The organism is Pseudomonas khavaziana (genome assembly GCF_036704165.1).
Classification (GTDB): Bacteria; Pseudomonadota; Gammaproteobacteria; order Pseudomonadales; family Pseudomonadaceae; genus Aquipseudomonas; species Aquipseudomonas khavaziana.
The window spans coordinates 1,303,973-1,315,982 of sequence record NZ_CP129946.1 but is presented as its reverse complement, the minus strand read 5'-3'; the positions used below and the strand labels follow the sequence as shown (position 1 = coordinate 1,315,982).

General features: G+C 62.0%; 10 protein-coding genes. 7 read left to right on the top strand and 3 right to left on the bottom strand.

Annotated elements, in window-relative coordinates; translation table 11 throughout:
* Nucleotides 1-1,512 (bottom strand): efflux transporter outer membrane subunit, encoded by a 1,512-nt coding sequence (locus QYQ93_RS05795; protein WP_338476505.1) that lies wholly within the window; start codon nucleotides 1,510-1,512, stop codon nucleotides 1-3.
* A gap of 182 nt (nucleotides 1,513-1,694) precedes the next feature.
* Between QYQ93_RS05795 and QYQ93_RS05790 the strand changes: the two genes are divergently transcribed.
* The 5 genes from QYQ93_RS05790 to QYQ93_RS05770 all read left to right on the top strand — a co-directional run bounded on the left by QYQ93_RS05790 (nucleotide 1,695) and on the right by QYQ93_RS05770 (nucleotide 6,295).
* The gene (locus QYQ93_RS05790) at nucleotides 1,695-2,663 is read left to right on the top strand and encodes a LysR family transcriptional regulator (protein WP_043049771.1); all 969 of its coding nucleotides are present in this window, start codon (nucleotides 1,695-1,697) and stop codon (nucleotides 2,661-2,663) included.
* A gap of 219 nt (nucleotides 2,664-2,882) precedes the next feature.
* A complete protein-coding gene (locus tag QYQ93_RS05785) occupies nucleotides 2,883-3,857 on the top strand; it encodes a D-glycerate dehydrogenase (RefSeq protein WP_338476504.1) in 975 nt (324 codons plus the stop codon).
* A 197-nt stretch (nucleotides 3,858-4,054) separates the two neighbouring features.
* Nucleotides 4,055-4,957, top strand: coding sequence for a chemotaxis protein CheV (locus tag QYQ93_RS05780; protein WP_043049769.1), 903 nt, complete (start codon nucleotides 4,055-4,057; stop codon nucleotides 4,955-4,957).
* 3 nt (nucleotides 4,958-4,960) lie between these two features.
* Complete coding sequence (locus QYQ93_RS05775; RefSeq protein ID WP_338476503.1) at nucleotides 4,961-5,443, top strand: N-acetyltransferase; 483 nt, start codon at nucleotides 4,961-4,963, stop codon at nucleotides 5,441-5,443.
* 108 nt (nucleotides 5,444-5,551) lie between these two features.
* A complete protein-coding gene (locus QYQ93_RS05770; RefSeq protein WP_124399403.1) occupies nucleotides 5,552-6,295 on the top strand; it encodes a YkgJ family cysteine cluster protein in 744 nt (247 codons plus the stop codon).
* 56 nt (nucleotides 6,296-6,351) lie between these two features.
* On the opposite strand, the gene QYQ93_RS05765 is transcribed toward QYQ93_RS05770, so the two are convergent.
* Entirely contained in the window at nucleotides 6,352-7,134 is a 783-nt protein-coding gene (locus tag QYQ93_RS05765) for a transporter substrate-binding domain-containing protein (protein ID WP_338476502.1), read from the bottom strand.
* A 164-nt stretch (nucleotides 7,135-7,298) separates the two neighbouring features.
* A complete protein-coding gene (locus tag QYQ93_RS05760; RefSeq protein WP_043049765.1) occupies nucleotides 7,299-7,532 on the bottom strand; it encodes a hypothetical protein in 234 nt (77 codons plus the stop codon).
* 214 nt (nucleotides 7,533-7,746) lie between these two features.
* On the opposite strand from QYQ93_RS05760, the gene QYQ93_RS05755 reads away from it, so the two are divergent.
* Both QYQ93_RS05755 and QYQ93_RS05750 read left to right on the top strand, forming a co-directional pair.
* Nucleotides 7,747-8,913 (top strand): efflux RND transporter periplasmic adaptor subunit, encoded by a 1,167-nt coding sequence (locus tag QYQ93_RS05755; protein ID WP_338476501.1) that lies wholly within the window; start codon nucleotides 7,747-7,749, stop codon nucleotides 8,911-8,913.
* Nucleotides 8,910-12,005 carry a multidrug efflux RND transporter permease subunit gene (locus tag QYQ93_RS05750; RefSeq protein ID WP_338476500.1) on the top strand — a complete coding sequence of 1,032 codons (3,096 nt, stop codon included), beginning with the start codon at nucleotides 8,910-8,912 and terminating at the stop codon, nucleotides 12,003-12,005. The genes QYQ93_RS05755 and QYQ93_RS05750 overlap by 4 nt, the downstream gene beginning before the upstream one ends.
* Nucleotides 12,006-12,010 lie beyond the last annotated feature (5 nt).

Below are 12,010 nucleotides of genomic sequence, written 5' to 3'. Positions count from 1 at the left end.
TCAGTGATCAAACACGGCAAGCGCCGCCGGAGTCTTGCTCGGAAGGATCCTGGCATCCTGGGGCACATCGTTGCCGGCACCAAGGCCGCCGCCCAGGGCGGTCACCAATTGCGCATGGACACCCAGGCGCGCCGCCTGCACCTGTTGCTCGACCTGTTGCTGACGGAACAGCAGGGTCTGGGCGTTGAGCACATTGAGGTAATCGGTCAGGCCACGTTGGTAGGCGATCATGGCGATGTCGTAGGTTTTCTGCGCCGAGGCCACCGACTGCGCGGCGAAGGCCGACTGCTTGTCCATGGACTCGCGGCGGATCAACTGGTCGCTGACACCCTTAAGCGCGTTGACCAGGGTCTGGTTGTATTGGGCGACGGCAATGTCATAACCGGCACTGGCTTCGCCCAGTTGGGCGCGCAGGCGGCCGCCGTCAAAAACTGGCAAGGTGATCGCCGGGCCGACGTTGTAGTTGAATTTCTTCCCCGCCAGAAATTCCAGCATGCCGCCACCAGTGGCCATGTAGCCGAGGCTGCCGACCAAGTCGACGTTGGGGTAGAAACCGGCGTGGGCCACATCGATGCCACGGGCCTGGGCCGCCACCTGCCAGCGGCTGGCGACCACATCCGGGCGCTGCCCGAGCAACTGCGCCGGCAGGCTTGAGGGCAGTTTCAACGGTGCAGCGAGAGTCAGGCACGGGCGCTGCAACTGCGCGCCCTCGCCTGGGCCTTTGCCCGCCAGCGCTGCCAGTTGGTTACGGCTCAAGGCGATTTCTTCGTCAAGAGCATCCAGTTGGCGATGGGTTTCCGGCAGCGGGCTTTCGGCCTGGCTGACGTCGAAATGCGTGCCGATCCCGGCGTCCAGGCGTTTGTGGGCCAAGTCGAGAATCTGCTGTTGCTGGGCCAGGGTGGCAGCGACGATATCGCGGTTGGCGTAGTGCAACGACAGCTGGATATAGGCGCGCACCACGTTGCTCTGCAGTTCGAGCTGGGCCTGGCGCGCTTCGGCGGCGCTCATATGGGCGAGGTCGACGGCGCGCTCGGTGTTATTGCTTTCCCGGCCCCACAGGTCGAGGGCATAACTCAGGCCCAGGGACGAATTATTGTCCCAGGTGTTGGCGCCGCTCAGTTCGCCGGGGCCGTAGAACTGATCTTTCGGCCAGTTGTGACGCTTGAGGGTGGTGTCGCTGTTGATCTGCAACGACTCGGCCGACTCCGCTATCCCGGCCAGCGCCCGCGCTTGCCGCACCCGTGCAGCGGCCATGGCGAGGCTGGGACTGTTCTGGGTGGCGAGCTCGACCCAGCGGTTGAGCTGCGGATCACCGTAGGCTTGCCACCATTGAATGGTGGGCCAATGGGCGTCCTGGGCGGCGGCTTCAATGGCTTCGTCGGTGGCCAGGGTATTGGCGTTGAGGGCCTGACCCTGGGGGGCGATTCCTCCGGTACCGATGCAACCGCTGATGGCTAACGATAAGGCCCAAACACTGAGAGTCTTCAGCTCTCTGCTGATGTGACGCGGCACGGCAAGCGAATTCCTGAGAGGGTGTTGCGCAAGAGGTGGCGCAATTCTAGGCGGCGCCATGGAGGACGATAAGCTGGCATTCCTGTGAATCTTTGTTACCGTTCAGGCGATAATCCGTTGGTAGGGATCACTGGACGGCGTAACTTTCTGTCACAATTTGCTATCTCCCTTGAGAACACTCCATGGACACTTTGCAAAACATGCGCGCTTTCAGTTGCGTGGCCGAAGCCGGCAGCTTCACTGCTGCCGCCGTGCAACTGGACACCACTACGGCCAATGTCTCGCGCGCGGTCTCCAACCTTGAGGCCCACCTGCAAACCCGCTTGCTCAACCGCACCACCCGGCGTATCGCGCTGACCGAGGCCGGCAAGCGCTATTTGCTGCGCTGCGAGCAGATCCTCGCCTATGTGGAGGAAGCCGAAGCCGAAGCCAGCGACGCCCACGCCCGTCCCGCCGGGCAGCTCAAAGTGCACACCATGACCGGCATCGGCCAGCACTTCGTCATCGACGCGATTGCCCGCTACCGCCGCACCCATCCCGACGTGACCTTCGACCTGACCCTGGCCAACCGCGTGCCGGACCTGCTCGACGAGGGCTATGACGTATCCATCGTGCTGGCCAGCGAACTGCCGGATTCGGGGTTCGTGTCCCAGCGCCTGGGCATCACCTACAGCATCGCCTGCGCCTCACCGGAATACGTCAAGGCCAAGGGCTGCGCACAGCGGCCCCAGGACCTGCTCAACCATGCGTGCCTGCGCCTGGTCAGCCCGGTGATCCAGCTGGACAAATGGACCTTCAACGGCCCCGAAGGCCAAGAAAGCGTGGCGATCAACAGCTCGCCGTTCCTGGTCAACTCGGCCGACGCGATGAAAACCGCAATCACCAGCGGCATGGGCGTCGGCCTGCTGCCGGTATATGCCGCCATCGAAGGGCTGCGCAACGGCACACTGGTGCGGGTGATGCCGACCTACCGCTCCCAGGAATTGAACCTGTACGCCATCTACCCTTCGCGCCAATACCTGGATGCAAAGATCAAGACCTGGGTGGAATACCTGCGCGGTTCGTTGCCGGAGATCCTGGCGGCGCACCAGGCTGAGCTGGTGGCGTACGAGTTGAGTGGTGGTCTGGGTGGCGTGCGGATGGCGACCTGATTTCTGCCTGACAACACAGAACAACTGTGGGAGGGGGCTTGCTCCCGACAGCAGGGTGTCAGTCACTAAATGTTTTGACTGAACCATAGCTATCGGGAGCAAGCCCCCTCCCACATTCAGAGCCTGCCCCCCCTTTTTTAGAGCTACGGCGTCCTGACAATCAACGGTGGGAATGTTAGCGTGCTTGGCATTCTTCCGTAGTCGATGAGCCCGCCTGCAATGAAAAAGACTGTCCTGGCCTTCAGCCGCATCACCGCGCCCATGATCGAACGCCTGCAACAGGATTTCGAGGTGATCGTGCCCAACCCCAAGCAAGGGGATGTCAACGCACAGTTCAACGAAGCCCTGCCCCACGCCCACGGCTTGATCGGTGTGGGCCGCAAGCTCGGCCGCGAGCAACTCGAAGGCGCGAGCAAGCTGGAGGTGGTGTCCAGTGTGTCGGTGGGTTACGACAACTACGACGTGCCGTACTTCAATGAGCGCGGGATCATGCTCACCAACACCCCCGATGTGCTCACCGAAAGCACCGCCGACCTGGCCTTTGCCCTGCTGATGAGCAGCGCACGCCGGGTGGCCGAGCTGGACGCCTGGACCAAGGCCGGCCACTGGAAAGCCAGCGTGGGCGCACCATTGTTTGGCTGCGATGTGCACGGCAAGACCCTGGGCATCGTCGGCATGGGCAATATCGGCGCAGCCGTTGCCCGGCGTGGACGCCTGGGGTTCAACATGCCGATCCTGTACAGCGGCAACAGCCGCAAGACCGCGCTGGAACAAGAGCTCGGCGCGCAGTTCCGGAGCCTGGACCAGTTGCTGGCCGAGGCGGATTTTGTCTGCCTGGTGGTGCCATTGAGCGACAAGACCCGTCACTTGATCAGCACCCGCGAATTGGGCCTGATGAAGTCCAGCGCGATCCTGATCAATATTTCCCGCGGACCTGTGGTGGATGAACCGGCACTGGTCGAAGCCCTGCAAACCCAACGTATTCGCGGGGCCGGGCTGGATGTATATGAGAAGGAACCGCTGGCCGAATCGCCGCTGTTCCAGTTGAGCAATGCCGTGACCTTGCCGCATATCGGCTCGGCCACCGATGAAACCCGCGAAGCCATGGCCAACCGCGCCGTGGCCAACCTGTGCAGCGCCCTGCTGGGCCAGCGTCCGCAGGATCTGGTGAACCCGCAGGCCTGGAAAGGCTGATACATAACCCAATGTGGGAAGGGGCTTGCTCCCGATGGCGGTGGATCAGTTGTACATCTGCTGACTGACACGCCGCTATCGGGAGCAAGCCCTTCCCACATTAGCAGTGCCCGACACAAAATCCGGTTAAAGCCCAGGCCAGCCGAGTCGATAACCTTCCATAGATGATCGTCATCCCTGATCCACAGAAGGTTTTTATGTCCACCACCAAAGCCCGCGCAGACTCACTCTCGCTTCTGCTCTTTACCTTGCGCAGCGGCAAGCTGATGGCTATCAACCTGTTGAAAGTCAGTGAAATCATCCCCTGCCCGCCGTTGACCAAACTGCCGGAGTCGCATCCCCACGTCAAAGGTATCGCCACCTTGCGCGGCGCTTCACTCTCGGTGATCGACTTGAGCCGCGCCCTGGGCGAAATGCCCCTGCAAGACCCGGACGGCGGCTGCCTGATCGTCACTGATGTCAGCCGTTCCAAGCAGGGCCTGCATGTGCAGGCAGTAAGCAAGATCGTGCATTGCCTGACCACTGACATCCGCCCGCCCCCCTACGGTTCTGGCGGCAATCGGGCGTTTATCACCGGGGTGACCCAGGTGGAAGGTGGCCTGGTGCAGGTGCTGGATATCGAGAAAGTCATCCACGGTATCGCCCCGGCACCGATTGAAGCGGCGCCGACCGACCTGACCATGGAAGAAGCCGAAGTACTGGGCAATGCGCGCATCCTGGTGGTAGACGACAGCCAGGTGGCGCTGCAGCAATCGGTACACACCCTGCGCAACCTCGGCCTGACCTGCCACACCGCCCGCAGCGCCAAGGAGGCCATCGACGTATTGCTGGAGCTGCAAGGCACCGGCGAGCAAATCAACGTGGTGGTGTCGGACATCGAAATGTCCGAGATGGACGGCTATGCCTTGACCCGTACCCTGCGCGAAACCCCGGACTTCCAGGACCTCTACGTGCTGTTGCACACTTCCCTGGACAGCGCGATGAACAGCGAAAAAGCCCGCCTGGCCGGCGCCGATGCGGTGCTGACCAAGTTCTCGTCGCCGGAACTGACCAAGTGCCTGGTCGTGGCCGCCAAAGCCGTGGCGCAAAAGGGCCTGTAGGCGTTGGCCGATTATTTCCAGCTACTGCGTCGCGACCTCACAGGCAGCCTGCCCGCCCCGCAGTGGCCAACAGATACGCGGCTGGATCATTACCGGGATGAACTGGCCCCGGCGATCCATGCCGTGCTGCGCATGACCCAGGACCAGGGCGGCGGCCGTGTCGCCAGGCTGGATGAATGGCGCCGGCAATTCGTCATCAATGCCGAGTTCGACCCGGCGCTGTGCCTGGTAGCCAGTAACGCCGACGGCATCCTTGGGGTGGCGCAATGCTGGACCAGCGCCTTTATCAAGAACCTCTGCGTACACCCTTGCGCCCAGGGCCAGGGACTGGGCCGTGCCTTGTTGCTGCAGGCCTTCCAGATGTTCAAGCAGCGCGGCGAACCTTATGTGGACCTTAAGGTGCTGGAGAGCAACCTGCGCGCCCGGCAGCTGTATGAAAGTGCAGGTATGAAATTTGTCCTACGGGACGTATTGCCCAAGGACTGATAACCACTGGCGCATAACTTGCTTCCAGAGAGCCCGAGCGGTGAATAGAGGTAAAAACCCGTCACCCCTCAAGCGTCTCCTCTGAACTTGCCTGGTGACAGATCCGTCATGAACACTCATTTTTCCTGCGTAGGTTGTGGCAAATGCTGCAACGACCATCACGTGCCCCTGACCCTTGAAGAGGCCCGGCAATGGGCGGCGGACGGCGGTAATGTCATCGTTCTGGTCGAAGGCTTCCTGCGTAACGGCCTCGGCTTGCCCCTGCAACAACGCGAGCACGCCGAGCGCCGCTCGGTGGTCGTGCCCAGCGGCAATACCGAGGCGTTCGTGGCAATCACCTTTGCCGCCTACAACGCCGGCCCCTGCCGGAATCTTGACGAAGACAACCGCTGCCGCATCTATGAGCGACGCCCTTTGGTGTGCCGAATCTATCCGATGGAGATCAACCCGCATATCCCGCTGAACCCGGGCGCCAAGGATTGCCCGCCGCAATCCTGGGAACAGGGCCCGGCGCTGATCGTCGGTGGCGAATTGATGGACCTGGAGCTGGCTGAACTGATCAGTCGTTCGCGCCAGGCCGACCGTGATGATGTGCAGGCCAAGGAGGCGGTGTGCGCCATGCTCGGCATTCGGACAACTGCGCTCAAAGGCGATGGCTTTACCGCATACCTGCCAGATATGCAGGCATTCGCCCACGCCATTGAGCAGGCGACTGAGCAGCCAGCCATGGCTACTGAATGGGTATTCCATGTGTCCGGGATGGATATCGCCGAACAACTGCTGGACGCCGGGGCTCAGATTGCCACCGAGGTGCCGGCCAACTATGCGTTTATTTCGCTGCGGGCGGCCTGATCGCTGATGGGAATTTGGCGGGTGCTCCTCATGTCGATGGGGCTTGCCCCCAGCCATCACGGATTGGAGGGCAATACATTGAGCCGATAGGGCTCGACGATGCGCTGGTATTCGCCGTTTTGCATCAGCTGTTCAAGCGCATGGTTGAGTTCATTGCGCAACGAGGTATCGAGCTTGCGCACTGCGATCGCCACGCTGTCGCCCAACAGCTCAGACGAGACAACGGGTCCGAGAAAATCGAAATCCAGGCCCTGGGCCGTGTCCAGCAGGGCCTCGCGTATCTCTACCGCACCTTGCAGGGTCGCATCGATATCGCCTGCGAGGAGGCTGTTGATCAGTTGATCGTTGAGCCAGAAACTCTTGATGATCACGCCTGCCGGCGCCCACTGCGACAGGGCAAAGGCTTCACGATTGCTTCTGACCAAGACCCCGACACGCTTGCCCTTGAGCGACCGCCGATCGGGAGTCAGGCCAGCTGTTTTCCGGGCCACCAAGCGAGTAGTGATGGGGTAGAGCGCATGGGTAAAGCTCACCCGTTGTCGCCGATTCGACGTCGGCGCCATGCCCATGATCGCGTCGAACATTCGGCCTTCAAGGGCCGGGAAGTTTTCCATGACCACCTGGTCGACCCAGGTACAGCGCACGTTGAGTTGCTCGCACAGGGCGTTGCCCAGTTCGATATTCAGCCCCACCAGTTGCCCTTGCGAGTTGCGGTGTTGGAACGGCGGGAAGTGCGCGGCGACGGCGAAACGGATTTCGTGCCGTGGTTGATCGCTGGCGGCAGCAACAGTCGTCGACAGCAAGAGAGCAAACACTGCACAAATGTGTATCAGGGCCACAGGAACGTCCTTTTCCGGGAAAAACTGGCTCACCGCCCCCGATGAGCGTCATTGGGGCGGAGTAAAATGCTGTGCCAGCTTTCAAGAAATGGGCGCGGACCTACAATCAGAAATATCTACATACGCCGTAGGCAAGAGCCGATACAGCGCAACAAACTTTGATCCTAACGTTTACCCATCGAACGACGAGTGCCCGGTGGCGCCATACCCGGCGTCTTGGCATGGCCATTCTTGGCGCCGCCTTTGTACCAGGGCTGGCCGGCATGCTTGGCCCCGGCCAGCTCGCCCGGTTTGAAAGGAAACTTGAACGCCGGGATCTCGGCTTTTTCAACGCCGTCGGCGGTGTCCAGATCGACGAGTTCGGCCGCTTCGACAGGGGGTTGGGTGGGGGAAGACATAAGGGCTCCGCGCAGCTGTAGGCGTAAAAGCGCGAGTATACGGGGCTGGAGCTGCCAGCGGTAAGCTTCAACCGTAAGTCAAAGCCCCCAGCTGTCAACGCTGTCAGTTTGCCGTCACTGTGCTGACCGCATGACAGCGCTATAAAGCACTTATTCAAACTTCAACTTGCAGCTTGCAGCTTGAAACTTGCAACTGCGCCGCTGGCGTCCTTCCATGCACATAAAACGAAACACGGCCCTGATGGTGGGCGTACTCCTGATACTGGCCGTTGCAGCCTGGGCGTTGACCCGCCCGGCCAAGACCCGGCTGGCAGCGCCCAGCGCAGTTCCTGTTCGGGTGGTGAGCGTGGTGCAACAGGATGTTCCGCGGTTCGTCACCGGCATCGGCTCGGTGTTGTCGTTGCACAGTGTGGTGATTCGTCCGCAGATTGACGGCATCCTCACCAAACTGCTGGTCAAGGAAGGCCAACTGGTGAAAGCCGGTGACTTGCTGGCAAGCATCGACGACCGCGCCATCCGGGCGAGCCTCGACCAGGCCAAGGCGCAATTGGGCGAAAGCCAGGCGCAACTGCAAGTGGCACTGGTCAACCTCAAGCGCTATAAGGAGCTGAGCATTGACGACGGCGTGTCAAAGCAGACCTATGATCAGCAACAGGCGCTGGTCAACCAGCTCAAGGCCACGGCCCAGGGCAACCAGGCCGCGATAGATGCGGCTCAGGTACAACTTTCCTACACCCAGATTCGCTCCCCGGTCAGCGGTCGCGTGGGTATTCGCAGCGTGGACGAAGGTAACTTTCTGCGCATGAGCGACACCCAGGGACTGTTTTCAGTCACCCAGATCGACCCGATAGCCGTGACATTCTCCCTGCCCCAGCAAATGCTGCCGACCTTGCAGCGCCTGATTGCCGCGCCGACCCGGGCAAGTGTCGATGCCTACCTGGGCGCCGACACCGACGGCCAGACCGGCGACCTGCTCGGCGAAGGCCACCTGAGCCTGATCGACAACCAGATCAGTTCCACCACCGGCACCCTGCGGGCCAAGGCCGAGTTCAATAACCTCGCGCAAAAGCTGTGGCCTGGGCAACTGGTGACCATCAAGATCCAGACCGCCCTCGACAAGAACGCTCTGGTGGTGCCGCCCACCGTGGTGCAGCGTGGCCTGGACTCGCACTTCGTGTACCGGGTAAGCGATGACACCGTGGAAGTGGTGCCGGTGCACGTCGCCTACCAGGACAGCGAGATCAACATCATCAAGGGCGTGCAGGCCGGGGATGTGCTGGTCAGCGACGGTCAGTCGCGGCTCAAGGCCGGTGCCCGGGTGGAGGTGCTCAAGGAGCCGCCGCAAGTAATCCAGACCGCTGACGCCAAGGTGCAACCATGAACGGCAGCCGTTCGCCCTCGGCCTGGTGTGTCGATCACCCGGTCGCTACCCTGCTGCTGACCTTCGCCTTGGTCTTGTTGGGGATCATTGCCTTCCCGCGCCTGTCCGTCGCGCCACTGCCGGAAGCGGAATTCCCGACGATCCAGGTTACCGCGCAACTGCCCGGCGCCAGCCCGGATACCATGGCCTCATCGGTGGCCACGCCCCTGGAGGTGCAATTCAGTGCCATCCCCGGCATAACCCAGATGACCTCCAGCAGCGCCCTGGGGTCCAGCCAGCTGACCCTGCAATTCACCCTGGAAAAAAGCATCGACACCGCCGCCCAGGAAGTCCAGGCCGCGATCAACACCGCATCGGGCAAGCTGCCCAGCGATATGCCGAGTTTGCCGACCTGGAGAAAGGTCAACCCGGCGGACAGCCCGGTGCTGATCCTCAGCGTCAGCTCAGCCAGCATGCCCAGCACTGAGCTGAGCGACTACGTGGAAACCCTGCTGGCGCGCCAGATCAGCCAGATCGACGGCGTCGGCCAGATCAACATCACCGGCCAGCAGCGTCCGGCGATTCGTGTGCAGGCTTCCCCTGATAAGCTGGCGGCCATCGGCCTGACCCTCGCCGATATCCGCCTGGCCATCCAGCAATCGAGCCTGAACCTGGCCAAGGGCGCGATCTATGGCGAGGACAGCGTGTCGACACTGTCGACCAACGACCAACTGTTTCACCCGGAGGAATACGGTCAGCTGATCGTTTCCTACAAGGACGGCGCGCCGGTGCAACTGCGTGATATCGCCAAAGTCGTCAATGGTTCAGAAAACGCCTACGTGCAAGCCTGGTCCGGCGATACCCCGGGCGTGAACCTGGTGATTTCACGCCAGCCCGGCGCCAACATCGTCGAGACCGTCGACCGCATTCAAGCCGAACTGCCGCGCCTGCAAGGCATGTTGCCGGCCTCGGTGCAGGTGAGTGTATTGACCGACCGCACCAAAACCATCCGCGCCTCATTGCATGAAGTGGAAATGACCCTGCTGATCGCTATCCTGCTGGTGGTGGCGGTCATGGCGCTGTTCCTGCGCCAGCTGTCGGCGACGCTGATTGTGTCGGCTGTGCTTGGCGTATCGCTGGTGGCCAGTTTCGCCCTGATGTACCTGATGGGGTTCAGCCTGAATAACCTGACCTTGGTGGCCATCGTGATTGCCGTGGGCTTTGTGGTCGACGATGCGATTGTGGTGGTGGAGAACATTCACCGGCACCTGGAGGCGGGCCTGGGCAAGCGCGAAGCCGCGATCAAGGGTTCCGGCGAGATTGGCTTTACCGTGGTGTCCATCAGCTTCTCGCTGGTGGCGGCGTTTATTCCGCTGCTCTTCATGGGCGGCGTGGTCGGGCGGCTGTTCAAGGAGTTCGCGCTGACAGCCACCGCGACCATCCTGATTTCGGTGGTGGTTTCGCTGACCCTGGCACCGACATTGGCGGCCCTGTTCATGCGTGCACCCACCCATCACGCCCACGCCAAGCCCACCTTCAGCGAACGCCTGCTGGCCGGCTATGCACGCAACCTGCGCCGTGCGCTGGCCCACCAACGCAGCATGGCCGCGATCTTCGCGGTGACCCTGGCCCTGGCCGTGGTCGGCTACGTGTTTATCCCCAAGGGTTTCTTCCCGGTCCAGGACACCGGTTTTGTGCTCGGCACCAGCGAGGCGGCGGCCGATGTGTCATACCCGGACATGGTCGCCAAGCACAAGGCACTGGCCGAGATCGTCAAGGCCGACCCGGCAGTGCAAGCCTTCTCCCACTCAGTGGGCGTCACCGGCAGCAACCAGACCATCGCCAACGGGCGCTTCTGGATTGCCTTGAAAGACCGCGGTGAGCGTGACGTATCCGCCAGCCAGTTCATCGATCGCCTGCGCCCGCAATTGGCCAAGGTGCCGGGTATCGTGCTGTACCTGCGTGCTGGCCAGGACATCAACCTGAGCTCCGGCCCCAGCCGCGCCCAGTACCAGTATGTGCTCAAGAGCAATGACGGCCCGACGCTGAACACCTGGACCCAACGCCTCACCGAAAAACTGCGCGCCAACCCGGCGTTTCGCGACCTGTCCAATGACCTGCAACTGGGCGGCAGCATCACCCACATCAGTATCGACCGCCAGGCCGCTGCCCGCTTCGGCCTGACCGCCACCGATGTCGACCAGGCGCTGTACGACGCCTTCGGCCAGCGCCAGATCAACGAGTTCCAGACCGAGATCAACCAATACCAAGTGATACTCGAACTGGACAGCCAACAGCGCGGCAAGGCCGAAAGCCTCAATTACTTCTACCTGCGCTCGCCGCTGACCAACGAGATGGTGCCGTTGTCGGCGCTGGCCAAGGTCGACCCTCCGAGCGTGGGGCCGCTATCCATCAGCCATGACGGCATGTTCCCCGCCGCCAACCTGTCGTTCAACCTCGCCCCCGGCGTGGCCCTGGGCGATGCCGTGATCATGCTCGACCAGGCCAAGAACGACATCGGCATGCCGAGTACCCTGATCGGCAACTTCCAGGGCGCGGCCCAGGCGTTCCAGAGTTCGCTGGCCAGCCAGCCGTGGTTGATCCTTGCGGCGCTGGTGGCGGTCTACATTATCCTGGGTGTGTTGTACGAGAGTTTCGTGCACCCGCTGACGATCATCTCCACCCTCCCCTCGGCGGGCCTCGGTGCGCTGGTCATGCTGTGGCTGCTGGGCCAGGATTTTTCAATCATGGCCTTGATCGGCCTGGTATTGCTGATCGGCATTGTGAAGAAGAACGGCATCCTGATGATCGACTTTGCCCTGGAAGCCCAACGCGTACGTGGGTTGCCGCCGCAGGATGCGATTTACGAAGCCTGCGTCACGCGGTTCCGGCCAATCATCATGACCACCCTCGCCGCCTTGCTCGGCGCAGTGCCGTTGATGCTGGGCTCGGGGCCGGGTGCGGAACTGCGCCAGCCGTTGGGCATCGCGGTAGTCGGTGGCTTGCTGGTGAGCCAGGCGCTGACGCTGTTCACTACGCCGGTCATATACTTGTACCTTGAACGGTTTTTCCACAGGCCCAAACCAGCGCTGGCGCTGGCGACCACACACTGAGGCGG